Below are 23,665 nucleotides of genomic sequence, written 5' to 3'. Positions count from 1 at the left end.
GATTACAGCGGCGGTGGACGAGGATGCGGTGGCGGTGGCGGCGGATGCGCAGGCGGCGAGTGATCCGCCGCGAAGGTCAGCCGATCGGGTTCTGCCGCGCCTGGATCCGGTCCCCGGAGCGGACGGCGAACGAAGCGCCATGGCGCACACCCGAATTCGGGTCGGCCACGTTCAGCAGGTAGTACCAGTCCATCTGCGCATGGTCCGCCGTGATCTCCAGGACGCCGTAGCCGTGCGAATCCAGTTCGACGTAGCGCAGATGACGGTTGACCGTCTTGATCGATTCGGCGATCGGAGCGGAGTTCGCCCGGAGCATGTCGCCGATGCTTGTCGAGGTCACCGACGGCACGACGAACTCCGCGCCCGCCGTCGCGCCGCCCGGATAGTTCGCCGCGTCCACGGGTAGGTCGGCGGCCCACGAGGAGTGAATGTCTCCGGTGAGGAACAGCACGTCCGAGATCTGCTGGTCGATGATGGCGCGGAACAGGCGGGCGCGGTCGGCGGTGTACCCGTCCCACTGGTCGCCGTTCAGCGGCAGGCCGGACTGCGGGACGCCGATGGTGCTGGTGAAAGCCGCCGTGGTGGCCGGCTCCAGCGGCGGGAAGACCAGCGGCGCGACCATGACCGAGTTGCCGACCAGCTTCCACCGCACCGGCGCGGACGCCAAGCCCGCCGTCAGCCATTCCATCTGCGCCTTTCCGGTGATGGTGCGCGCCGGATCGTCGGCCGCGCGCCAGTGCGCTCCCGGCTTCGCTTCCTGGTCCCGGTAGCTGCGCAGGTCCAGCATGGTGAGTTCGGCCAGGGTGCCGAAGCGCAGTCTGCGGTATATCCGCACGTCGGCGCCCGATCCCGACGCTCGGACCGGCATCCACTCCAGGTATGCCTGCACCGAAGCCGCGCGCCGGTCCGGCCAGCCGCCCTCGGTCACGGGATCGTGGTTGCCCGCGCCGCCGGACCAGGAGTTGTTCGCGGATTCGTGGTCGTCCCAGGTGCAGATGAACGGCAGCGTGGCGTGCAGGGCGAGCAGGTCCGGGTCGGTTTTGTACTGGGCGTGGCGAATGCGGTAGTCGGCCAGGCCGACGATCTCGTCGGCGGGTTCGTGCGACCGTACGGCGCCGTCGCGCCCGCCGTAATTGCCGCGGCCGTACTCGTAGAGGTAGTCGCCGAGGTGCACGATCGCGTCCAGGTCGGTGCGGGCGGCCAGGTGGCGGTATGCGCCGAAATAGCCCGCTTCCCAGTTCGAGCACGAGACCACGCCGAATCGGAGGCGGTCCGGCGCGTCCGCCGTGGCGGGCGCGGTCTTGGTGCGGCCCACCGGTGAGGTCGAGCCGAGGGCGGTGAATCGGTAGTAGTACTCGACCCCCGGCGCAAGGCCGGAGACGTCGACCTTCACGGTGTGGTCGGACTCCGCCGCGGTCGTTACGGACCCCGATGCGGCGATCGAGAGGAAGCGCTCGTCCGCGGCCATCTCCCAGCGCACGGTCGCCGGGTCGCCCAAGCCCGAGCCGGGCGTCGCGTCGTCGGAGACGGTCACGCGGGTCCAGATGACGACGCCGTCGGGGAGCGGGTCGCCCGAGGCGACGCCGTGCCGGAATATCGGTATCGCGGCTCGCGCGCGTGCGGCGCCGAGCACCGCCGTGGTGGTGGCGGCGGCCGCGCTGCCTTTCAAGAGGGTGCGCCGAGCGAAGCGCCCGGAGTCCGAGGAATCTGAAACGATCGCGTTTTCAGTCACGGGTACCGATCCCATCCGAAGTACCGGCGACTCGCAACTCGGCCGGTCGCTCCGCCGATCGGGGCGTGCCGTCGCGGCGCGGGAACGGTATGCCGGCGCTGTCGGTGCGGCTCGGTAACGTTCTTTCCGTGAGCGATGGTTTGTTCGACGTGCCCGGTGCCGCCGTGCCTCCGGAGCATTCGATCGACACCGTGGTGCGCAGGGACTCGGGTGCGCCGCTGGCCGTGCGCATGCGTCCGGCCGCGCTGGAGGAGGTGGTCGGCCAGCAGCATCTGCTCGGTCCCGGCTCCCCGCTGCGCAGGCTGATCGAGGGTTCGGGCGCCGCCTCGGTACTGCTGTACGGTCCGCCCGGCACGGGCAAGACGACCCTCGCCGCGCTCATCTCGCAGGCCACCGGCCGCCGGTTCGAGGCGCTGTCGGCGCTCTCGGCCGGGGTGAAGGAGGTGCGCGCGGTCATCGACATGGCACGGCGCAGGCTGTCGGCGGGTGAGCAGACCGTGCTGTTCATCGATGAGGTGCACCGCTTCTCCAAGACCCAGCAGGACGCCCTGCTCGCCGCCGTGGAGAACCGGATCGTCCTGCTGGTCGGCGCGACCACCGAGAACCCGTCGTTCTCGGTGGTGTCGCCGCTGCTGTCGCGCTCGCTGGTGCTGCAACTGCGCTCGCTCACCGAAGCCGACATCCGCCAGGTGCTCGGCCGCGCTGTCACCGACCCGCGTGGTCTCGCGGGCGAGTACGCCGTCACCGACGCCGCGCTCGATCACCTCGTCCGTATCGCGGGCGGCGATGCCCGCCGCGCGCTGACCGCCCTGGAAGCCTCGGCCGAGTCCTCCCTCGACGGCACCGTCGACGTGGACCTGGTCGAGGCCAGCGTGGACAAGGCGGCGGTCCGCTACGACCGTGCCGGCGACCAGCACTACGACGTGATCAGCGCGTTCATCAAATCCATCCGCGGCTCGGACGTCGACGCCGCGCTGCACTACCTGGCGCGCATGCTGAGCGCGGGGGAGGACCCGCGCTTCATCGCCCGTAGGCTGATGATCCACGCCAGCGAGGACATCGGCATGGCCGACCCGACGGCGTTGCAGACGGCGACCGCCGCCGCGCAGGTGGTGCAGCTGGTCGGCCTGCCGGAAGGGCGCCTGGCCCTCGCGCAGGCCACGATCCACCTGGCGACCGCCCCGAAGTCCGGCGCCGTCGTGGCCGCGATCGGCGCGGCCATGGCCGACGTCGCGGCGGGCAGAGCGGGCGCGGTCCCGCCGCACCTGCGCGACGGTCATTACGCGGGCGCGGCGGCCCTCGGCAACGCCCAGGGCTACAAGTACCCGCACGACGACCCCGGTGGCGTGCTGCCCCAGCAGTACCCGCCGGACGAGCTCGTCGGCGTCGACTACTACCACCCCACCGACCACGGCCACGAACGGGAGATCGGGCCCCGGGTCGACAAGCTGCGCCGCATCGTCCGGGGTTGACCTCGGCCGGGCCGGTTCGCCGGCCGTTCACCGGGGCGCGCGGGGACCCCGGTCGATGGAAATTCGGGTGCGCGGCACCGGTAGGCTGGGTATTCGTGCAGACCCATGAAATCAGACGGCGTTTCCTGGACCATTTCCTCCGTGCCGGCCATACCGAGGTGCCGAGTGCCTCGCTGATCCTGGCCGACCCGAACCTCCTGTTCGTCAACGCAGGCATGGTCCAGTTCAAGCCGTATTTCCTGGGTCAGGAGGCGCCGCCCTACCCGCGCGCGACCAGCGTGCAGAAATGCGTGCGGACCGGCGACATCGAAGAGGTCGGCATCACCACGCGGCACAACACGTTCTTCCAGATGGCGGGGAACTTCTCCTTCGGCGACTACTTCAAGGAGGGGGCGATCACCCTCGCCTGGGAGCTGATCGCCAAACCGCAGGACGAAGGCGGTTACGGGTTCGACCCGGAGCGGATCTGGGTCACCGTGTACGAGGACGACCCGGAGACCGCGGAGATCTGGAAGTGGGTGGCGGGCATCCCCGAACAACGCATCCAGTTCCGCGACGGCAAGGACAACTACTGGGACATGGGCGTGCCCGGCCCGGGTGGTCCGTGCTCGGAGATCTACTACGACCGCGGACCCGAGCACGGCCGCGACGGCGGCCCGGTCGCCGACGAGGACCGCTACCTCGAGATCTGGAATCTCGTGTTCATGCAGGACGTCCGTGGTGAGCTGAGCCCCAAGCTCGGGCATCCTCCGGTCGGGTCGCTGCCGAAGCGGAACATCGACACCGGAATGGGCGTCGAGCGGATCGCGCTGCTGCTGCAGGGTGTGGACAATGTCTACGAGACCGACCTGCTCCGTCCGATCATCGACAAGGCCGAGGAGCTGACCGGGCGCTCCTACGGCGTCCAGCACGAGGACGATGTCCGCTTCCGCGTGATCGCCGATCACGCCCGCACCGCCGCGATGCTGATCGCCGACGGCGTGAATCCGGGCAACGATGGCCGCGGCTACGTGCTGCGCCGCCTGTTGCGCCGCATCGTGCGCTCGGCCCGCCTGCTGGGCGCGGAGAAGCCGGTGATGAGCGAGTTCATGAGAGTCGTCAGCGACCTGATGGCCCCGTCCTACCCGGAGCTGGCCACCGATTTCCGACGCATCGAGACCGTCGCGGTCGGCGAGGAGACGGCGTTCCTGAAGACGCTGAACACCGGCTCCACGCTGTTCGACAACACCGCCGCAGCGGTCAAGGCCGCCGGCGGCGCCACGATCGCCGGATCGGACGCGTTCACCCTGCACGACACCTACGGCTTCCCGATCGACCTGACGCTGGAGATGGCCGCCGAGGCCGGGCTGTCGGTCGACGAAGAGGGCTTCCGCTCGCTCATGGCCGAGCAGCGCAAGCGTGCCAAGGAGGACGCGCAGGCCCGCAAGCACGCCCACGCGGACCTCACCGTCTACAAGGAACTGGTCGACCGCGGCGCCACCGAGTTCACCGGCTTCGACGAGCTCACCTCCGAGGCCACCGTGCTCGCCCTGATCGCCGACGGCGTGCGGGTGCCGACCGCGACCGCGGGGCACGACGTCGAGGTCATCCTGGACCGCAGCCCGCTCTACGCCGAGTCCGGGGGCCAGATCGCCGACCGTGGCTCCATCACCGCCTCATCGGGCCTGAAGCTGCGCGTGAACGACGTGCAGAAGATCGCCAAGAAGGTCTGGGTGCACAAGACCACGGTGGAGCACGGCCAGATCACCGAGGGCGACGTCGTGCTCGCGCAGGCCGACCCGGCGTGGCGGCGCGGCGCCACACAGGGCCATTCCGGCACGCACATGGTGCACGCCGCCCTCCGGCAGGTGCTCGGCCCGAACGCCGTGCAGGCCGGTTCGCTGAACAAGCCGGGCTACCTGCGCTTCGACTTCAACTGGCAGGGCCAGCTGTCCGAGCAGCAGAAGGCCGACATCGAAGCCGTCTCCAACGACGCGGTCGGCGCCGACTTCCCGGTGAACACCTTCGTCACCGATCTGCCGAAGGCCAAGCAGATGGGCGCGCTGGCCCTGTTCGGCGAGAACTACGGCAACGAGGTCCGCGTCGTGGAGATCGGCGGCCCGTTCTCGATGGAGCTGTGCGGTGGCACGCACGTGCAGCATTCCTCGCAGATCGGCCCGATCACGGTGCTCGGTGAGGCGTCGGTCGGCTCCGGGGTACGCCGGGTCGAGGCGTTCGTCGGTTTGGACTCCTACAAGTACCTGGCCAAGGAGCGGGCGCTGCTGGCCGGTGTCGCCTCCGCGCTGAAGGTGCCCTCCGAAGAGGTGCCCGGCCGTGTCGAGCAGCTGGTGGAGCGGCTCAAGGTGGCCGAGAAGGAACTCGAGCGCACCAAGATGGCCGCCGTGCTGTCCTCGGCGGGCAGATTCGTCGAGGAGGCCGAGCGGATCGGCCGCCTGCTGCTGGTCGCCGTGGCCGCGCCCGAGGGCGTGCCCGCCGGCGATCTGCGCACGCTGGCCACCGACATCCGCGGCCGGTTCGGCAGCGAGCCCGCCGTGGTGGTGCTGCTGGGCAACGCCGACGGCAAGGTGCCGTTCGTGGTCGCCGTGAACAAGCCCGCCCAGGAGCTCGGCGTCAAGGCGGGCGATCTGGTCGGCAGCTTCGGTCCCAGCATCGCGGGACGGGGCGGCGGCAAGCCGGAGATGGCCCAGGGCGCGGGTTCGGATCCGTCCGGCATCCCGGCGGGCCTGGCCGCGGTCCGCGCGCGGGTGGCCGAACTCGCCGGGTGATGGGCGAGGCCGCGGAACCGGAGAGGTCGGCGCAGCGCGGCGCCGACCGGCCGCATCCCGCCACCGATCCCGGTCGGGGCAGGCGGATCGGCGTCGACGTCGGCAGTGTCCGGATCGGGGTCGCCGCGTGTGATCCCGACGGGATTCTCGCCACCCCGGTGGAGACCGTGCCGCGCGCGAAACAGTCCAGAGGGACGGCTTCCGCACCCGATATCGAAAGAATTGCCGAAATTGTGCGGGAGTACGAGGCAGTCGAGGTAATTGTGGGATTCCCGCGAACATTACGCGGGGAGAAGGGGACTGCCGCTACGCTGGCCAGCGCATTCGCTGAGCGATTGCGGGCCGCCGTCGGGCCGGTGCCGGTCCGGCTTTCCGACGAACGTTTGACTACGGTGTCAGCTGCACGTGCATTGCGGGACAGCGGAGTTCGCGCGCGTGGCCAGCGGCAGGTGATCGATCAGGCGGCGGCCGTGTCGATCCTGCAAGGATGGTTGGACGAACGGAGTGCGGTGTTGAGGTCGGTGGAAGCGGGACGTCCCGCGTCGCCCGGGGACGATGCATGACGGATCGGTGGGCGCGGGCCGAGGAACTGTTCCGACAGCGCGAAGCTGATCGGCGTTACCGGAGAGACGACCGGGCCTGGGACGAACACGAGGGCGACGAGTACGACTACTACGACGACGATACGACCGTCATCCCCCGTTACGTCGACGACGACGAGGAGGAGGAGCCACCCGCGCCGCCACCTCCACCGCGGCGTGGCGGGCAACGCCCGAGGGCCACGAACGCGGAGTCGCCGCGCCGCTCGAAGCGCGGCGAGTCGAAACGCGCCGAGCCCGGGCGTTCCGGCCGCTTGCAGCGCGGGAAGCGATCCCGGGTCGCTTCCCGTAAAGCGGCCGAGCGCAAGAAGCGCCGCCGGAACCTATGGTTCGTCGCGGGCACCTTCATCCTGCTGTTCGCCGGCGCCGTGATCTTCGCCGGGATGAAGCTGATCGGCGGTATGGCTCCGCCGAAGGACTTCGCGGGGCCAGGGGGACCGCTGGTGGTGGTGCAGGTGCATCCGGGCGACACCTCGCAGCAGATCGCCTCGACGATGATGGAGCGCGGCGTCGTCGCGAGCACGGGCGCGTTCTTCCAAGCGGCTGTGCGCAACGCGAACATGAGCACGGTGCAGCCCGGCTTCTACGCGATCCCCAGCCAGAGCCCCGCCGTGGAGGCGGTGGCCGCGCTGGTCGGCAAGGATTCCAGGGTCGGCAACCTGGTCGTCTCCGAGGGACGGCTGCTGCACGACCAGCACGACATGAGCACCGGCGGGCGGTATGACGGCATCTACCGCAAGATCGCCGAGGCCAGCTGCATCGGCACCGGCCCCAACCAGAAGTGCGTGACCTACGAACAGCTCGACGCCGCGGGCGCGGGCTTGGACCTGGCCGCGCTGGGGGTGCCCGCCTGGGCGATGCAGGGTGTCAAGGACTGCCCGGACCGCACGCGGCAGCTGGAAGGCTTGATCGCCGCGGGCACCTGGGATTTCGATCCCAGCGGCACACCGGAGCAGATCCTGCGGCAACTGGTGAGCGCGAGCGCGAAGAGCTACGAGTCCACCGGCCTGCTGCAGTCCGGCGCCGACACGAAACTGACGCCGTACGAGACGCTGGTGGCCGCCTCGCTGGTGGAACGTGAGGCGAAACCCGAGGACATGGGCAAGGTCGCGCGGGTGATCGTCAACCGGTTGCGGGTCGATCAGATGCTGCAGTTCGACTCGACGGTCAACTACACCCTCGATCGCACCGAAGTGGCGACCACCGACGCCGACCGCGCCCAGGAAACCTCCTGGAACACCTACGCGATGCGTGGCCTGCCCAAGACTCCGATCGCGGCCCCGTCGTTGAACGCGCTGCGGGCCATGGAGAATCCGGAGCCGGGGCCGTGGCTGTACTTCGTCACCGTCGACAAGCAGGGCACCACCCTGTTCACCGACGACTATCAGGAGCATCTGCGCCTGATCGCACGGGCGCAGCGCAGCGGCATTCTGGACAGTTCCAAGGACAGTGGTGGCCGCTAGTCGCAAGGCGGCGGTGCTCGGCAAGCCGATCGCGCACTCGCGATCGCCACAGCTGCACCTGGCCGCGTATCGCGCGCTCGGGCTGAACTGGACCTACGAGCGCATCGAGTGCTCGGCCGAGCAGCTGCCCGGGCTGGTCGACGGGCTCGGCCCGGAATGGGTCGGGCTCTCGGTGACCATGCCCGGCAAGGAAGCGGCACTGGCCTACGCGAACGAGCGCACCGAACGCGCCGTGCTCGTCGGGTCGGCCAATACGCTGGTCCGCACCGAAGGCGGCTGGCGCGCCGACTGCACCGACGTGGACGGCGTGCTCGGCGCGCTGCGCGGCGCCGGGGTCGAGGAGCTGACCGAGGGCGTGGTTCTGGGGGCGGGCGGCACCGCGCGGCCCGCGCTGCTCGCGTTGTCGGAACTGGGGGCCAAGACGGTCACCGTGGTCGCGCGGGATCCGGGCCGGGCGCGCGGCGCGCTGGAACTGGCCGAGCGGCTCGGAATGATCGCCGCACTGGCCGCCTTCGAGGCCGGACCTCTCCAGGGGATCTGCGCGGCGGCAGGCGCCGTGGTCAGCACCGTTCCCACCACCGCGGCCGCGGTGGTCGCCCCCGCGGTGGCCGAGGCTCCGGTGGTGCTCGACGCGATCTACAACCCGTGGCCCACTCCGTTGGCGGAGGCCGTCGAACGCGCGGGCCACACCGTCGTCAGCGGATTGCAGATGCTGTTGAACCAGGCGTACGGGCAGGTCGAGCTGTTCACCGGGCAACCTGCGCCGCGCGCGGAGATGGCGGCGGCGATGGGCGAGGGGCATCAACCCGGGAATTGAAACCAGTTCTGTTCGTGGTGGCGGTCCGTGTCGGCGTTGGGCGCTCGCAGGACAGGATGGCCCAGCTTCCGAGTACGGTGCCGGGGTGACACTGCTGCGTGGGTGCAGGCCGGGGTCGACATCAGCTCGGTGCGGGGCTGCCCGCGTTCGACTTTCGGGACGACTTGGAGGCGGCGACTCTGCCAACTTGCAGTACCAGTGCGTCCACGCTCATTCCACTGCGGTGGTCGCCGTATTATGCTGTTGTTCAATGCGTTCCCACGGATTCCAAGGGTAGGGAACGCATTTCAAGGGGACATTTCAAGGGGAGGGGTAGCGTTATGTTCACTCGAATCGGTATCGCCGCCGCGATGGCGATCGCCGCGTCCGCGTTCGTGTTCGGCGGACAGTCGGCGGCCGCAGCCTCTGGCTGCGCATCGGCGCAGCCCAGCTGGGGGTTCCACTGTGTGGCGTCGGCGTCGAACGTCTCGCTGGCAAGCTGCCGAAAAGACGCGCCGCTCTGGAATGATCGGGCGCGGTGCGTTCGGCGCGATGACGGCAGTGGTAGATACGACCTCTGGGTTCCGTCCAACTGAGCCACGCAGCGCCATAGGCGATGCCGAAAAACACGGCTATGGTGTTTCGCATGAATGCTTGGTGGTTGCGGGCCGTGGTGCTCGGCGCGCTGGTGGTGGCGTTGCGTGCCGTACTCGGGTTCGCGATGGTGTACTGGCCGACGCACGGGGCGCTGATGCGCATTTCGTGCCTGATCGTGCTGGTCGCGGCCATCGTGTCCTGGGGTGTGCTCGACGGTCGCAACGACCGCGCGGCCAGCGGGGACGCGGAACGAGGCGCCGATCTCACCATGATGTGGCTGAAGGCCGCGGTCGCGGCCGGTATCGGCAGCGGCCTCGTCGCCTGGATCCTGGACTTCGTTCCCCGGTTCGATCTCGGTGACAACGGCCTGCTGTTCGAAGTGACGGCGGGCGCCTCGTTCATCATCCTGCTGATCTTCGTGCCCGCGCTGATCGGCGTCGGTATCGGCCGGATGCTGGTCGAGCGGCGCAACGGCAAGAAACGCTCCACCCCGCCGTCGATGTACTCCGCCGCGGGTATCGCGATCTGATTCGACGAACGAACGGCGCGCCCGGCCACCCGGGCGCGCCGTTTTCGTGTCTCGAAGTGCTGCGGGTCTACAGGAGGACCGCACCACCGCTCGGGCTGTCCTCCCGAGCGATCGCCGAGTAGGCGGCGGCCAGCAGGGTGGGATCGGGTCCTTCCAGGCGACCGGGCTTGGCCAGGCCGTCGAGCACGACGAAGCGCAGCACGCCGGAGCGGGTCTTCTTGTCGGTCTGCATGGCGTCCAGCAACTGGGGCAGCGCGTCGGCATCGTAGCTGGTCGGCAAGCCGACCGCGGACAGGATCGCGCGGTGACGGTCGGCGGTGGCGTCGTCGAGACGGCCCGCGAGACGCCCGAGCTCGGCGGCGAAGACCAGTCCCACGGAGACCGCCGCGCCGTGCCGCCAGCGGTAGCGTTCCCTGCGCTCGATGGCGTGGCCGAGCGTGTGGCCGTAGTTGAGGATCTCGCGGAGGCTGGACTCCTTCAGATCGGCGGCCACAACGTCGGCTTTCACCTGGATCGCGCGGCGGATCAGCTCCGGCAGCACCTCGCCGGTCGGGTCGAGCGCGGCCTCCGGGTCACGCTCCACCAGGTCGAGGATCACGGGGTCGGCGATGAATCCGGCTTTGATGATCTCGGCCATGCCCGCGACGATCTCGTTGCGCGGCACCGTTTCCAGCGTGGCCAGGTCAACCAGCACGGCGGCGGGCTCGTGGAAGCAGCCGACGAGGTTCTTGCCCGCCTCGGTGTTGATTCCGGTCTTGCCGCCGACCGCGGCGTCGACCATCGCCAGCAGCGTGGTCGGCACGTGCACGATGCGCACACCGCGCATCCAGGTGGCGGCGACGAAACCGGCCAGATCGGTCGCAGCGCCGCCGCCGAGGCTGACCACGACGTCGTTGCGGGTCAGGCCGATGCGACCGAGCACCTCCCAGCAGAACCCGGCGACCGCGAGATCCTTGCCCGCCTCGGCGTCCGGGATCTCGATGCGGTGTGCGTCGATACCGGTGTCGGCCAGCGCCTTTCGCACTGCCTCCGCGGTCTCGGTGAGCGGCGGCTGGTGGAAGACGGCCACGGTGCGCACGCCTTTGGTCGCGCCGCTGACCGACTCGACGAGTTCGCCGAGCAACCCGCGGCCGATGATCACCGGGTACGGGTCGGCGGTCCGGACTTCGAGACGACTCGGCTCTGTCACGTGGCTTGCTCCGATTCTGTTGGTGCTGTTGTCGACTGCTGACGTGCCCGGGAGCGGGCACGACGTGCGCGGGCGCGCCGGGATCGGCTGCCTGCCGTCTCAGCGCTGCCCGCCCCGTTCGCGGCGTCGGGTTCGCCCGCGCCGCCCCTGCGGGCGCGGCGGGATCGAACGGTGGCGGTCACGGCGGATTCCGGTGCGGGGCCTGCCGCGGTGTCGGCGGTCTCGTCCTGATCGGTGGCCTTGCGCCGGGCCGCGGTTCTGGCCCGGGCGCGCCGGCGGGCGCGAGAGCGGCTGCTGCCCTGCGGGATCCCGCTCGGTGGCGGCCGCAGATCCGCTTCGGCGGGCTCCACCGGCTCCATGCCCAGTTTGGTCATGATCATGCGCACCACCCGGCCGGGGCTGCGGCCGTCGGTGCGGACCCGCACGGTGGCCACCTCCCGGTAGAGCGGACGGCGGGTGCGCATCAGCTCCCGGTACTTCGCGCTGGGGTCGGCGCCGTTGAGCAAGGGGCGCTGAGTGCTCGCCCCCGTGCGCCGAAGGCCTTCGGCCACACTGATCTCCAGATAGACCACGGTGCGGTTGCGCAGCAAGGCTCTGGTATTCGCCGACAGCACGGCGCCGCCACCGAGCGAGACCACACCGCGCTCGGCGAGGACGGCGCGACGCACCACCCGCTCCTCGATCCTGCGGAATTCGGGCTCGCCGTCTTCGGCGAAGATCTCCGGGATCGTGCGACCGGTCTCCCGCTCGATGCCGGCATCGGTGTCGTACAGCTCGACACCGAGTTCCCTGGCGAGTTTGCGGCCGATCGTGGACTTCCCCGCCCCCGGCGGTCCGACCAGCACCACGCGCGGGGCGCGCGGATCGGTCTGCACGATCATTGCGACCGACTGTCCGCGGGCACGTGGGGGCGGGTGCTGATCCGCTTGATGTAGCTGGTGATGTTCTCGGCCGTCTCGGTGAGCGAGTCGCCGCCGAACTTCTCCAGCGCGGCCTGCGCCACGACCAGCGCCACCATGGATTCGGCGACCACGCCCGCCGCGGGCACGGCGCACACGTCCGAACGCTGATGGATGGCGACGGCTTCGTCGCCGGTGGTCATGTCGACCGTGGACAGCGCGCGCGGCACCGTGGAGATCGGCTTCATGGCCGCGCGCACGCGCAACGCCTCGCCATTGGTCATGCCGCCCTCGAGGCCGCCCGCGCGGTTGGTGGAGCGCAGCACGCCGTCGGGGCCGGGGCGCATCTCGTCGTGTGCCTGGCTGCCGCGGCGGCGCGCGGTCTCGAAGCCGTCGCCGACCTCGACGCCCTTGATGGCCTGGATGCCCATGAGCGCGGCCGCGAGGCGGGAGTCGAGCCGGTTCTCGCCGCTGGTGAAGGAGCCCAGGCCGACCGGAAGTCCCTCCACGACCACCTCGACCACCCCGCCGAGGGTGTCGCCGTCCTTCTTGGCCGCCTCGATCTCCGCGATCATCGCGGCTTCGGCGTCCTTGTCGAACGCCCGCACCGGGCTCTCGTCCACCGCGGCGAGGTCGGCGGCGGTCGGCACGATCCCCGAGGTGTTCTGGGCCGTTCCGATCGACACGACGTGCGAGACGACCTCCGCGCCGAATGCCTGGCGCAGGAAATTGCGCGCGACGGTGCCGGCCGCGACGCGCGCGGCGGTCTCCCTGGCGCTGGCGCGCTCGAGCACGTTGCGGGCGTCGTCGAAGTTGTACTTGAGCATGCCGGAGTAGTCCGCGTGTCCGGGCCGGGGCCGCGTCAGCGGGGCATTGCGGGCCAAGTCGGCGAGTTCGGCGGGATCGACCGGGTCGGCGGACATGACCGTGGTCCACTTCGGCCACTCGGAATTGGCCACCTCGATGGCTACCGGGCCGCCCATCGTGCGCCCGTGCCGCACGCCGCCGACGATGGTGACCTTGTCGGCCTCGAACTTCATCCGGGCGCCGCGACCGTATCCCAGCCTGCGGCGGGCCAGCTGCGTGGCGATCTCGTCCGACGTCACCTCGACGCCTGCCACCATTCCCTCGAGGAGGGCGACGAGAGCGGGACCATGGGATTCTCCGGCAGTTATCCAACGCAGCACGTCGTTCATCTTCCCATGTCGACGCCGGTGCCCGGGAACGTGGCCCGCCGTGACGACGCGAACGCCAGGGCAGGGCCGGATACCGCGACCCGGCGCGCTCAGCGAGCTATGACGATGGTGCGATCCACCGACCGCAGCAACGCGTCACCGACGGAGCCGAACAGCAGCCGTCCCAAAGTCCCTCGGCCACGACTGCCCACCACCAGCAGCTGTCCGTCCCGCGAGCGCTCGAGCAGCCGCCGCTCCGGACGGTTGCGGACGACCTCACGCCGGATGGTCACCTCCGGGTACTGTTCCTGCCAACCCGCCAGGCTCGCGGCCAGCGCCGCTTCCTCGGTCCGGCGCAGCGCGGCCCAGTCGGTGCCGATGGCGGCGAGCGGCTCGACTTCGCCCCAGGTGTGCACGGCCACCAATTCGACCCCGCGCAGCGACGCCTCGGTCACCGCCACCTCGATCGCCGCCTGCTCGTCGGTGGAGGCGTCCACCCCGACGATCACCGGGCTGGTGCCGGCCCGGTCCCACAGTGGCGCTTCGGCGGGTACCACCGCCACCGGGCAGCCCGCATCCCGGGCGACGGTGGCGCTGACCGATCCGAGAAGGACACGCTGGACTCGCCCGATGCCGCGGGTGCCGACCACGAGCATCGCCGCGCTCCGGGAGCGCTCGATCAGGGCGGTGGCCACGTGCGCGGTGCGGATGTCGGTGCCGATGGCGATGTCGCGCACCACATGTGCGGCCGTTACGGCGGCGTCCGCGGCGCGCTCGATCGCCTCGTCCGCTTCGCGCACCCGCAGCAACGCCGCGGGCCGCGGCGGATCGTCGTTGTCTGAGCCGAGCGACGACTCGACGACCAACGAGATGTGCAGGGGCGCGTCGTGCAGCGCGGCGGTCTGCGCGGCCCAGCGCACCGCGACCATCGACTCGGCGGAACCGTCGGTTCCCACCACGATCGGCTTCCGCGACGGATGCCTCGGATTCACTCGGCGGCTCCTTCTCGCTGCATCGCTGGTCTGGCGCACTCGCGGTGGCGATCGCCGAGGTGCCGCACGCGAGCGCGGTTCCGGCGGCTGCTCGGGAAAGTCGTGGCTCGCCATTGATGCTACCGATGAATTGCGGCATATTTGCTGGGTTCGCCGTCCGGTCGATGGCGCGCGGCGGGTTCGCTGTGCGGCAACTGCCCGCCTCAGGTCGAATCCAAGGTCGACGACAGCAAGGCGAGCAATGTCGCCAGGCACATCGCGGGACCGTGCGGCACGGTGACCGCATGGTTGCCGGGCTCGTCGCGGAGGAAAAGCATCCGGCACGTCAGCACGCCGACGGCCCCGCATGCCGTGAGCGCCGGTGCTCCGATCGCCGCCGACACCCACGTCTGCGCGCCGCCGAGCGCGGCCGCCCCGCCCAGCGTCACCGCGAGCTTGACGTCCCCCGCGCCCAGCGCGGGGGGCGCGACGAGGTGCACCAGCAGGTACGGCGCCGACAGCAGCAGTGCGCCCAGCAGCGCGTCGGCGAATTGCCCTGTGATCTGCGCATATCCGAGGATCGCCACCATCCCCGAACCGGTCAGTCCGTTCGGTAGCCGCCGTTCACGTAGGTCGAACACTGTCAGGGCCGCGCACCACACGGTGAGCACGCCGCCCGCGAGAGGAGTCATGGCTCCACTCTCGCCCGTCCGCGGCGCGGGAAAGCTGTCGCTGCCCGGAATGTGTACAACGCGATCGAATGTGAACAGGTGACTGTTCAGCAGTCGTCCGGAAGACGAAACATCCTGAGCGCCAGAGTATTAGCGCGTTTCCATGCGCTTCGACGACGACGACGCGCGGCGCGCTGGGTATGTGTTGCCTGTCGGCCGGAGGTGTGTCGGCGGTAGTTTTGACACATGTGTGCTGATCACCAGGGTCATGTGCCGGACTACGCGGCGCGGCGGGCTGCGCTACGCAGCCTGCTGGTGGAGAACAGGGTGGACGCCCTGCTGGTCACCGATCTGGTGAACATCAGATATCTGACCGGGTTCACCGGCTCGAACGCGGCGCTGCTGGTGCACTCCTGGGACACGCGCACCGCCGAGGAGCGCAGCGTGATCGGCACCGACGGCCGGTATCGAACCCAGGTCGCCGAGCAGGTCCCCGACCTGCGCGCGGAGATCGCGCGGGCTACCGCGCGGCGGATCGTGCAGTTGGCAGGGGAGTGGCAGGTCGGCCGGGTGGGTTTCGAAAGTCACGTCGTCACCGTCGACCAGCACCGCGGCTTCCTCGAACAGCGCACCGGCCTGGAGTTCGTCGCTTCTCCCGGCCTGGTCGAGCAGTTGCGCATGGTCAAGGACGCCTACGAAGTGGAACAGTTGCGCGCGGCCTGCGCGGCGGGTGATGCCGGTCTGGCCGCGCTGCTCGAGCGTGGCGGACTGCGTCCCGGCCGCACCGAGCGCCAGGTGGCCAGGGATCTGGAGTGGGCCATGTTCGAGCACGGCGCGGAAGCGGTGTCGTTCGAGACCATCGTGGCGACCGGAGCGAATTCGGCTGTCCCGCACCATCGTCCGACCGAAGCCGTGTTGGCCGCCGGTGATTTCGTCAAGCTGGACTTCGGCGCGGTGGTCGGCGGCTACCACTCCGACATGACCCGCACCTTCGTGCTGGGCACGCCGACCGACTGGCAGCGCGAGGTGTACGCCCTGGTCGCCGAGGCCCAGCGCGCCGGGCGCGAGGCGCTGCGGCCAGGGGTTCCGGTGGCGGACGTGGACGCCGCGTCGCGGGCGGTGATCGAGGCCGCCGGGCACGGCAAGTTGTTCGTGCACGGTCTCGGCCACGGGGTCGGTCTGCAGATCCACGAAGCACCCGGAATCGCGAAAACCGGAACCGGTACACTTCTGACTGGCGTGGCGGTGACCGTCGAACCAGGTGTGTACTTTCCCGGCCGCGGCGGGGTCCGGATCGAGGACACGCTCGTGGTGCGCGAAGGGGGCCCGGAGTTGCTCACCCACACCAGCAAAGACCTGACCGTCGTCGACTGACGCCGGTCTGCCCGAGACCAAGCGGTAGAACGAGGAGATCCGAAGACAGTGGCGGACACCAGCGACTTCAAGAACGGCCTTGTGCTGAAGATCGACGGTCAGCTCCAGCAGATCATCGAATTCCAGCACGTCAAGCCGGGCAAGGGCCCCGCGTTCGTGCGGACCAAGCTGAAGAACGTCGTGTCCGGCAAGGTGGTCGACAAGACCTTCAACGCCGGTGTGAAGGTGGAGACCGCGACCGTCGACCGCCGCGACATGACCTACCTCTACCACGACGGCTCCGACTACGTCTTCATGGACGGCGAGACCTTCGACCAGATCTCCATCTCCGAGGCCACCATCGGTGACGGCGCCCGCTTCCTGCTGGAGAACATGACCGTGCAGGTCTCGATGCACGAGGGCGCGCCGCTGTACGTCGAGCTCCCGGTCTCGATCGAGCTCGTGGTCCAGCACACCGACATCGGGCTGCAGGGTGACCGCTCCACCGGCGGCACCAAGCCCGCCACCTTGGAGACGGGCGCCGAGGTGCAGGTCCCCCTGTTCATCAACACCGGCGACAAGCTGCGTATCGACTCGCGCGACGGCAGCTACCTCGGCCGGGTCAACGCCTGATACCGCGGCCGGCCGATTCCGGGATGATGTGACCGTGGCTGAACAGCCCGTGGACAAGAAGTCCACGTACAAGAAGCTCGGCGCGCGGCACAAGGCCCGCCGCCGGGCGGTCGACCTGCTGTTCGAGGCGGAGGCCAGGGACGTCGACGCAGCCGACCTGGTCGACGAGCGCGCCGAGCTGGCCGCCCGCGACCAGTCGGTCGCGCCGGTGCACGCCTACACCCGCACCTTGGTCGAGGGCGTCGCCGACGACCTCGACCGGGTCGACGGCACCATCGAGTCGTATCTGCAGGATTGGACACTCTCGCGCCTCCCGGCCGTGGATCGCGCGATTCTGCGCATCGCGGTCTGGGAGCTGTTCCACGCGAGCGACGTCCCTCCGGTCGTCGCCGTGGACGAGGCGGTCGAGCTGGCCAAGGAGCTGTCCACCGACGACTCCCCGTCCTTCCTCAACGGCGTGCTGGGCCAGGTCGTCCTGGTGGCGCCGCAGGTGCGCGCCGCCGCGGCGGCGACGAGGGCGCCCCGTCCGGAGCCCGAACCGTGAACAGGTATCTCGTGATGGCGATGCGTACTCCGCGTTTCGACGCCGCCGTGATCGAGCCGCACCGGCAGTTCCTGAAGACACTGCACGACTGGGGACAATTGCAGGAGAGCGGCCGTTTCACCGACGGCACCGGCGGCGCGTACGTGATCTACGCCGAAAACCTCGACGCCGCCCGGGAAATCGTTTTCACCGATCCCGTGCACACCACCGGGGCCTCCGAACTCAGCGTCTACGAGTGGGAAATCACCGCAGTGGACTGAGTTCGTCTCTGTGCCTCGAATTCTCGGACTCTCCCCCGATTCCGGCAGAAGGCTCGAAACTCCCGCTGGTGGGTGTACGGATGACCAGCGGGAGCCCAACAGAGCCGGAGTGACTCCGCGTTCTGAGATCGGATCGAGACGAGCTTTTCGATCCTGCCTCGTTCGGATCCTCTGACCTCGACCGCACTCGAGGTCAAGCGGGAGTCGGTCCCAGAGATTCGGAAGTGGCCCTGTTCACAGACGCGCCTCGTCGGCGGTCTCGACGGCTAACCCCAGATCAACAGCGCCGCCACCGCCCCTGCGGTGGCGACCACCGCGAGGACGAGGCCGGTCAGGACAAAACGCCGCATGGGTACCCGCACGTCGTGCGTGCGGCAGAACTCCAAGCACAGCAACGTGGCAAGCGAAGCCCAGGGCGTGACGATCGAGCCCACATCGGTGCCGATCAACAACGCGAGAAGCTGATCGCCGTTCTGCGCGGGAATCACCGCCTCGCCCGCGGTGTAGGCCGGCAAGTTGTTGGCGATATTGGACAGGGTCGCGCCCGCGGCGGCGGCCCGGAACGCGCCGGAGGCACCCGGGTCGGTGCCGATCACAGCGTGCATCGCATCGGCCAAGCCGAATCGGCTCAGCGTGGGCACCACCAGGAACAAGCCGACCACGAACACGAGCAGCCGCCAGGGGATGAGCGACAGCCGCAAGGCGCTGCGGTCGAAGACGGCGAACGCCGCCACCGCGATGAGCGCCGCGAGTGTCGCCGCGATACCGATCCGGTCGCCGACCATGGGGATGGCGACGATGAACAGCAGACAGGCCCCCGCGGTGACGAACAATAGCGAGCGCTCTCGGAAGTTCGCGGGGCGGATCGGCTCGGGGGGCACATAGCGCTCGGTTTCCCGCTGTCCGCGCCGCCAGTACCACACCCACAGGCACACCATGGTCGCGACGATCGAAACCAGTTGGGGCGCCCACATCTTCGCTGCGAACTCGGTCGAGGTCAGCGCCACCCGATCGGCGGCGAGCAGGTTGGTGAGATTGGAGACCGGCAGCAGCAGGCTCGCGGTGTTGGCCAGCCAGAGGGTGGTCATGGCCAGAGGGAGCGGCGGAATCCGGGCAGGCGCCGCGAGTGCCAGCATGACCGGGGCGATCAGTACCGCGGTGGTGTCGAGGTTCAACAGAATCGTCGTGGCGGAGGCGAACAGTACGCAGAGGCCGAACAGTGCCGGGTAGTGGCCTCGACCGAGGATCGCGAGGCGATGGGCGATGACGTCGAAAACCCTGGCTCGTCTGGTGAGTTCGGCCAGCACGATCACGCTGGCGAGAAACAGCAGCAACGGGGCGACGCGTCGCATATTCGCCTCGGCTTCGTCGCGGGGGAGCAGGCCGGTGAGTACACACAGCAGACCGGCCGCCAGTAAGGAGAGACGAACCCGGTCCAGGACGCTCAGCCGCACTCTCCGCCCGGACGTCGGTGTGGCCGCGGCGGCCGTGGACGGGTTCCGAGGGGAAGAATCGACCAGATCGGGCACGAGTGCCATCATGGCAGCCTTTCCTCCATATCCCTTCCCTGTCGGTGCGGGCCTTACTGTGCGATGGAAGGGCGGCGACAACCCGTTGAACGTGCCGTTAGACGATGGTACGTTATCCGGGTCACAGCGGTCGGACGTCGGCTCGGACACCGTACCGGCCCTATCGCCGGAGCGAAACCATTGTGTCCGAGGCGATCTCGGTGTTCGTCCGCCGCCAAGCCAAGGATGTGTTTGCTCATGACCATCGTCGTCGGACTGGTATTCCTGTTCATACTGGTCGGAGGCGCCTTACGGTCGGCAGAAGCCGGCTGTCAGAACACGCTGATGAACCACATGCGGAATATGTGGCTGTGCGCGGTGATCTCGTATGCCGTTGCGCTGACCGGATTTTTGATCTTCCTCGCCGTATCGTCGAAGACGCCGTGGCCGAGCCTCGATGACGTGCGGAACATGCCGTGGTGGGCGCCGTTCGGCGGCCTGCTGGGCGGCGCGGCGGTGATGGGCATGATCGCCGTAGCCCGGTACGTCGGCGTGGCGACGTTCAGCGCGCTCGTGATCATCGGCGAAATGGTGGTCGCCGTGATCATGGATCACTTCGGACTCATGGGATTCGAGGAGCGATCCGCCAGCCTTCCCCGTTTGCTGGCCTGCGGGTTGATCACACTCGCGATCTACCTGATGACCGACGAACCCGCAGAAGGCGAGCGCACGGCCAGCGTGACCTGACGACGAGATCTACCTCAGCTGCCGGTCAGCCATCCACTTCTCGCACCCCTCCGGAGGGTTCCCGATGACGGTTCGCACCGCCGAAACCCGTACCACCCTGCCGCGTGTCACGACGGCACTCATCTTCGTGTTCATCCTGGTCGGCGGCGCACTGCGCTCCGTGGAAGCGGGCTGTCAGAACTCCTTGAAGCTGGCGTTGAAGAACGTCTGGCTGTGTGGCGTGATCTCCTACGCCGTGGCGTTCACCGGCTTCGCGATCTTCCTCGCGGTGGCGCTGGCCGTCTCCTCCAACCGGCCTTGGCCGACGCGGGCCGACATCCGGACTATGCCCCGGTGGGCGCCGTTCGGCGGTCTGCTGGGCGGTGCGGCGATCCTGGCGATGATCTCCGTGGCGTCCGATGTCGGAGCGGGCACCTTCAATGCGCTGATCATCGCCGGACAGATGTTCGGCGCCCTTGCCATCGACCACTTCGGGCTGATGGGATTCCCGCGGCGCGCGGTGAACCCCAAGCGCGTCGCCGCCTGCGTGATGATCATCGTCGGCATCTATCTCATGGCGACCTACTGAACACCGGGACGAAGCCCCGCAGGCCGCCGCTGGACGCGTTCCTCTGAGAGACAGATAGGGTGTCTATCGCAACGTTGCCTCGGTGAGGAAGTAGGAGAGATGGCCGCGAACGAGCTGACCATGACGGATGTCCACACCGCGCAGGAGGCGTGGGCTCTGTTCGACCGCCTCCCCGCAGCGCGGGTCGAGGAGATCACGACGGGCCGCTGGCGGGGCGAGGAACTGCCCACCGGGCACCCGATGGATGGCGTCCTGGTGGCTTCGGGCTGGTACGGCAAGCAGTTCGACGGCTCGGACAGTGTGCATCCGCTGCTGTTCACCTCGGGCGGCACGGTATTTCCGATCGACCCGCGCCGGGTCCCTCTTTCGCTGGCGGGGAAGGTGCCGCTGCCCGGAGTGCGTGCCGTGCGCAAGATGCTGCCGGTCGTGCGCCCCGCGCTGCGCACGAACAAGCCCACGGCGCGTCTGCGCGAGATCGAATACCGCGGCGTGACCAGTGCCGCGATGGTCTACGACCACCTGCCGATCATCGATCACTTCCGGCGCGCCGACGAGCACACCTTGCTCGGCGTGATGGACCTGCGCGGCATGACCGAACCGTACTTCTTCGTGCTGCACAGGGATATCGGCTGAGGTCCGCCGTGGAATCGGTCGGCCATCGCCGATCCGGTCCGGTGCTTCGCCCGCCACACTAGGATTCGCGCAAACAGGCGACACCTTGCGGCGATGCGGCGACCGAGGGAGACACAGTCGATGGAACGCACGACATGCCTGGTGGTTGGTGGCGGGCCGGCCGGAATGGTGCTCGGGCTGCTGCTCGCGCGAGCCGGTGTCGAGGTCACGGTGCTGGAGAAGCACAAGGACTTCCTACGCGACTTCCGCGGCGACACCGTGCATCCCACCACCCTCGACCTGCTCGACGAACTGGGCCTCGGCGCGGAATTCGCGAAACTGAACGCGCGCAAGGTGGATCAGGTACAACTGCCGATAGCGGGGGGCTTGCAGACCCTCGCGACGCTGAAGAACCTGCCCGGCAAGCACAAGTACGTCGCCATGGTCCCGCAGTGGGACCTGCTGGACCTGCTAGCGCGTGCCGCGCAAGCCGAGTCGACCTTCCGGCTGCGGATGAACACCGAAGCCACCGACCTGATCTGGGTCGACGGCAGGGTCGGCGGCGTGGTCTACCGCAGCGCCGACGGCACGACCGGTTCGATGGAAGCCGACCTCACCGTCGCCTGCGACGGACGCGGCTCGCTGCTGCGCCGCGCCGCGGGACTGCCGACCCGCGAATGGCCCACGCCGATGGACGTCTGGTGGTTCCGCCTGCCACGCACCGGGATCGACCCGGCGGGCGCGCTGCCCATCGTCACCGCCCGGCGGGTCGCGGTCCTGCTCGACCGCGGCGACTACTGGCAGTGCGCGACCCTGATCGCCAAGGGCGCCGACGAATCCGCCCGCCGCAGGCCGGTCGAGGACATCATGCGCGGCCTGGCCGAGGCCGCGCCCTGGCTGCACGACCGGGTCGACGCCCTGACCAGCTGGGACGAGGTCAAGCTGCTCGAGGTCGAACTCGACCGGCTGACCAAGTGGTACACCAACGGTCTGCTCTGTCTCGGCGACGCCGCCCACGCCATGTCCCCGGCCGGTGGCGTCGGCATCAACCTGGCCGTCCAGGACGCCGTCGCCGCGGCCCGAATTCTGGCCCCGCGGCTGCTTTCGGGCACGCTCGGTACCAGGGACCTGGCGAAGGTCCAGCGGCGGCGCAGATTTCCGACCGTCGTGACGCAGGGCATACAGCGGCTGCTGCACGCCAGGGCCATAGCTCCCGCTCTCGACGGACGAATCGACATCGCACGTGCTCCCCGAGCACCGCTGCCGATCCGCGCCCTGCGCCGGATCCCCGTCCTGCGCAGCGTCCCGCCGTTCTTGCTCGCCCGCGGCGTCTTGCCGGAGCACGCTCCATACTTCGCCCGGCGGTAGGTGACGCCGTCGGCTTTCTCGGGTTCCGCTCGGAGCGGTCAGGCTGGGGCGAATGGTGTGGAGGTGGGAGGAGTGGCGATCCATCCTGCGACGATCGCGAGACCTGTCGGGCGGTGTACGGCGATGAATCCGAAGGGGCGGTCGAAGCTCACCGAGACGACGGGCGCGTGGTTGCGCCGCAGTGCCGCTGCCGCCGCACGCAACGCGAAGGCCGTGACGGCGGCGGCCTCGAAACCTTCGTGGCTGAACCGGGCGAGCACCTCTTGTGCTCCTTGGCCGACGCAGAGGGGGAAAGGCGAGATCGCCGGAAAATGGCCGCGGCCGCAGTCGGTCGCGGCGGCCAAGCCGAACAAGTCGGATCCGCCGAGCAGGTCGTGGGTGGATCGGATCTCGAAGGGAGGAAGCCGGACCCGTAGCTGACCGCTGCCGGACAGCACCGGCTCGGTGCGTACGGTCAGTCCCGGCCCCACGGTCCCGACCGGCAGGCCGGTGCGGATCGGCGCGTTGCCGGACAACGCCGCAAGTCCCGTGCCGAGCACGGCGCCGGGTGTTCCGGTGCCGAGCAGAAGGTGGACGTCGAGGTCGGCGACGCCCTCGACGACGACGCGCGTGATCGGTTCCGGTGCGTCCAGAATCGCGGCCTTCGTCAGGTCGGTGCTCGTGCGAGTCAACCCGGGCCCGCGATGTCCCTGCCACGGACCTTCGTTCGGTGCCAGCGTCCCGACCTCGAAAGGCACGTGCCATTTGGTCTTCGCGACCAGCGCGGTGGCGAGCACCAGCAACGTGTCGGGATCGACAGTGAGCGGGAACCGCTCGATGAGGCCGGCGGTGTGCCGGGCCGCCCAGCTGTCGAGCTCGGCCTGCCCTGCCAACCGTGCGAGAACGCCGTCGGGGAGCGCCCGCGACCACGCCTCGCGCAGCGGAAGATCGCGACGCACCCACACGCCGAGCGCCGCCGACGTCGCTTCCGCGTGCTCGAGATCGCGCAGCAACCGGAGCGCTCCGTCTAGCCCCTCCGCCGCGGGCACTCCGATCGCTGACGCCAATTCATCCCGCGCCGGACCGTCCGCCGCGGAGGCGAGCAAGGCCAGCAGTGGCCAGACGCCGGCCCCCGACACCACGAAGTCTCGCTCGCCCACCGCCGCGCACCACCGTCCGGTGAGCGCGTTCGCGGAGCCGACATGGGTTTCCGGGGAAGTCCGCACGCCACCCAC

General features: G+C 69.3%; 21 protein-coding genes and 1 pseudogene. 14 read left to right on the top strand and 8 right to left on the bottom strand.

Going from position 1 to position 23,665, the window contains the following annotated elements:
* Positions 1–76: 76 nt before the first annotated feature.
* Positions 77–1,747 (bottom strand): alkaline phosphatase D family protein, encoded by a 1,671-nt coding sequence (locus M8859_RS32245; protein WP_195071725.1) that lies wholly within the window; start codon positions 1,745–1,747, stop codon positions 77–79.
* 74 nt (positions 1,748–1,821) lie between these two features.
* On the opposite strand from M8859_RS32245, the gene M8859_RS32240 reads away from it, so the two are divergent.
* The 6 genes from M8859_RS32240 to M8859_RS32215 all read left to right on the top strand — a co-directional run bounded on the left by M8859_RS32240 (position 1,822) and on the right by M8859_RS32215 (position 9,953).
* The gene (locus M8859_RS32240; RefSeq protein WP_283780274.1) at positions 1,822–3,204 is read left to right on the top strand and encodes a replication-associated recombination protein A; all 1,383 of its coding nucleotides are present in this window, start codon (positions 1,822–1,824) and stop codon (positions 3,202–3,204) included.
* A 95-nt stretch (positions 3,205–3,299) separates the two neighbouring features.
* Positions 3,300–5,969: an alanine--tRNA ligase gene (gene alaS, locus M8859_RS32235; RefSeq protein ID WP_249645397.1), complete on the top strand. Its 2,670-nt coding sequence runs from the start codon at positions 3,300–3,302 to the stop codon at positions 5,967–5,969.
* A complete protein-coding gene (ruvX, locus tag M8859_RS32230; protein ID WP_159919310.1) occupies positions 5,969–6,532 on the top strand; it encodes a Holliday junction resolvase RuvX in 564 nt (187 codons plus the stop codon). The genes alaS and ruvX overlap by 1 nt, the downstream gene beginning before the upstream one ends.
* On the top strand, positions 6,529–8,031 hold the full coding sequence (locus M8859_RS32225) for an endolytic transglycosylase MltG (protein WP_159919308.1): 1,503 nt from the start codon (positions 6,529–6,531) through the stop codon (positions 8,029–8,031). The genes ruvX and M8859_RS32225 overlap by 4 nt, the downstream gene beginning before the upstream one ends.
* Positions 8,021–8,848 carry a shikimate dehydrogenase gene (locus tag M8859_RS32220; protein ID WP_195071728.1) on the top strand — a complete coding sequence of 276 codons (828 nt, stop codon included), beginning with the start codon at positions 8,021–8,023 and terminating at the stop codon, positions 8,846–8,848. Before M8859_RS32225 ends, M8859_RS32220 begins: the two co-directional genes overlap by 11 nt.
* A gap of 625 nt (positions 8,849–9,473) precedes the next feature.
* On the top strand, positions 9,474–9,953 hold the full coding sequence (locus tag M8859_RS32215; protein WP_249645396.1) for a B-4DMT family transporter: 480 nt from the start codon (positions 9,474–9,476) through the stop codon (positions 9,951–9,953).
* 67 nt (positions 9,954–10,020) lie between these two features.
* On the opposite strand, the gene aroB is transcribed toward M8859_RS32215, so the two are convergent.
* The 5 genes and pseudogenes from aroB to M8859_RS32190 all read right to left on the bottom strand — a co-directional run bounded on the left by aroB (position 10,021) and on the right by M8859_RS32190 (position 14,879).
* Positions 10,021–11,142, bottom strand: a complete 1,122-nt coding sequence (aroB, locus tag M8859_RS32210) for a 3-dehydroquinate synthase (RefSeq protein ID WP_159919302.1) — start codon at positions 11,140–11,142, stop codon at positions 10,021–10,023.
* Positions 11,143–11,504: 362 nt separating this feature from the next.
* A pseudogene (locus M8859_RS32205) lies at positions 11,505–12,023 on the bottom strand (shikimate kinase); the annotation flags it as partial.
* The gene (gene aroC, locus M8859_RS32200) at positions 12,020–13,228 is read right to left on the bottom strand and encodes a chorismate synthase (protein ID WP_308221249.1); all 1,209 of its coding nucleotides are present in this window, start codon (positions 13,226–13,228) and stop codon (positions 12,020–12,022) included. The gene aroC and the pseudogene M8859_RS32205, both read right to left, overlap by 4 nt.
* A 98-nt stretch (positions 13,229–13,326) precedes the next feature.
* Entirely contained in the window at positions 13,327–14,208 is an 882-nt protein-coding gene (locus M8859_RS32195; protein WP_249645395.1) for a universal stress protein, read from the bottom strand.
* Between the two features lie 203 nt (positions 14,209–14,411).
* Positions 14,412–14,879 carry a prepilin peptidase gene (locus M8859_RS32190; protein WP_249645394.1) on the bottom strand — a complete coding sequence of 156 codons (468 nt, stop codon included), beginning with the start codon at positions 14,877–14,879 and terminating at the stop codon, positions 14,412–14,414.
* Positions 14,880–15,104: 225 nt separating this feature from the next.
* Between M8859_RS32190 and M8859_RS32185 the strand changes: the two genes are divergently transcribed.
* Genes M8859_RS32185 through M8859_RS32170 form a run of 4 tightly spaced genes read left to right on the top strand, consistent with a single transcriptional unit; the run spans position 15,105 to position 17,648 of the window.
* Positions 15,105–16,232: a M24 family metallopeptidase gene (locus tag M8859_RS32185; protein ID WP_159919294.1), complete on the top strand. Its 1,128-nt coding sequence runs from the start codon at positions 15,105–15,107 to the stop codon at positions 16,230–16,232.
* A 48-nt stretch (positions 16,233–16,280) separates the two neighbouring features.
* Complete coding sequence (gene efp, locus M8859_RS32180) at positions 16,281–16,844, top strand: elongation factor P (protein WP_039798939.1); 564 nt, start codon at positions 16,281–16,283, stop codon at positions 16,842–16,844.
* A gap of 34 nt (positions 16,845–16,878) precedes the next feature.
* Complete coding sequence (nusB, locus tag M8859_RS32175; RefSeq protein WP_159919292.1) at positions 16,879–17,388, top strand: transcription antitermination factor NusB; 510 nt, start codon at positions 16,879–16,881, stop codon at positions 17,386–17,388.
* Positions 17,385–17,648, top strand: coding sequence for a YciI family protein (locus tag M8859_RS32170; protein ID WP_249645393.1), 264 nt, complete (start codon positions 17,385–17,387; stop codon positions 17,646–17,648). Before nusB ends, M8859_RS32170 begins: the two co-directional genes overlap by 4 nt.
* A gap of 266 nt (positions 17,649–17,914) precedes the next feature.
* On the opposite strand, the gene M8859_RS32165 is transcribed toward M8859_RS32170, so the two are convergent.
* Entirely contained in the window at positions 17,915–19,189 is a 1,275-nt protein-coding gene (locus tag M8859_RS32165) for an ArsB/NhaD family transporter (protein ID WP_236565229.1), read from the bottom strand.
* Positions 19,190–19,414: 225 nt separating this feature from the next.
* On the opposite strand from M8859_RS32165, the gene M8859_RS32160 reads away from it, so the two are divergent.
* The 4 genes from M8859_RS32160 to M8859_RS32145 all read left to right on the top strand — a co-directional run bounded on the left by M8859_RS32160 (position 19,415) and on the right by M8859_RS32145 (position 22,451).
* Entirely contained in the window at positions 19,415–19,903 is a 489-nt protein-coding gene (locus M8859_RS32160; protein ID WP_159919290.1) for a DMT family transporter, read from the top strand.
* Between the two features lie 64 nt (positions 19,904–19,967).
* Positions 19,968–20,471 (top strand): DMT family transporter, encoded by a 504-nt coding sequence (locus M8859_RS32155; protein WP_159919289.1) that lies wholly within the window; start codon positions 19,968–19,970, stop codon positions 20,469–20,471.
* A gap of 99 nt (positions 20,472–20,570) precedes the next feature.
* Positions 20,571–21,104: a DUF4334 domain-containing protein gene (locus tag M8859_RS32150; RefSeq protein ID WP_159919287.1), complete on the top strand. Its 534-nt coding sequence runs from the start codon at positions 20,571–20,573 to the stop codon at positions 21,102–21,104.
* 120 nt (positions 21,105–21,224) lie between these two features.
* A complete protein-coding gene (locus M8859_RS32145; protein WP_249645392.1) occupies positions 21,225–22,451 on the top strand; it encodes an FAD-dependent oxidoreductase in 1,227 nt (408 codons plus the stop codon).
* 38 nt (positions 22,452–22,489) lie between these two features.
* Here the strand turns inward: M8859_RS32145 and M8859_RS37395 are convergent, their stop codons facing one another.
* The gene (locus tag M8859_RS37395) at positions 22,490–23,656 is read right to left on the bottom strand and encodes a serpin family protein (RefSeq protein WP_249645391.1); all 1,167 of its coding nucleotides are present in this window, start codon (positions 23,654–23,656) and stop codon (positions 22,490–22,492) included.
* Positions 23,657–23,665: the final 9 nt, after the last annotated feature.

The organism is Nocardia sputi (genome assembly GCF_023501985.1).
Note: the sequence above shows the minus strand (reverse complement) of the source record. Positions and strands in the feature narration are given on the sequence as shown.

Excerpts from the sequence above, each read along its gene's own strand:
- ruvX (WP_159919310.1), top strand. The coding sequence starts at position 5,969 with ATGGGCGAGGCCGCGGAACCGGAGAGGTCGGCGCAGCGCGGCGCCGAC.
- M8859_RS32245 (WP_195071725.1), bottom strand. The coding sequence starts at position 1,747 with ATGGGATCGGTACCCGTGACTGAAAACGCGATCGTTTCAGATTCCTCG.
- M8859_RS32160 (WP_159919290.1), top strand. The coding sequence starts at position 19,415 with ATGACCATCGTCGTCGGACTGGTATTCCTGTTCATACTGGTCGGAGGC.
- M8859_RS32150 (WP_159919287.1), top strand. The coding sequence starts at position 20,571 with ATGGCCGCGAACGAGCTGACCATGACGGATGTCCACACCGCGCAGGAG.
- M8859_RS32240 (WP_283780274.1), top strand. The coding sequence starts at position 1,822 with ATGCCGGCGCTGTCGGTGCGGCTCGGTAACGTTCTTTCCGTGAGCGAT.
- M8859_RS32190 (WP_249645394.1), bottom strand. The coding sequence starts at position 14,879 with ATGACTCCTCTCGCGGGCGGCGTGCTCACCGTGTGGTGCGCGGCCCTG.
- M8859_RS32165 (WP_236565229.1), bottom strand. The coding sequence starts at position 19,189 with ATGATGGCACTCGTGCCCGATCTGGTCGATTCTTCCCCTCGGAACCCG.
- M8859_RS32145 (WP_249645392.1), top strand. The coding sequence starts at position 21,225 with ATGGAACGCACGACATGCCTGGTGGTTGGTGGCGGGCCGGCCGGAATG.
- M8859_RS32185 (WP_159919294.1), top strand. The coding sequence starts at position 15,105 with ATGTGTGCTGATCACCAGGGTCATGTGCCGGACTACGCGGCGCGGCGG.
- M8859_RS32215 (WP_249645396.1), top strand. The coding sequence starts at position 9,474 with ATGAATGCTTGGTGGTTGCGGGCCGTGGTGCTCGGCGCGCTGGTGGTG.
- M8859_RS32225 (WP_159919308.1), top strand. The coding sequence starts at position 6,529 with ATGACGGATCGGTGGGCGCGGGCCGAGGAACTGTTCCGACAGCGCGAA.
- M8859_RS32155 (WP_159919289.1), top strand. The coding sequence starts at position 19,968 with ATGACGGTTCGCACCGCCGAAACCCGTACCACCCTGCCGCGTGTCACG.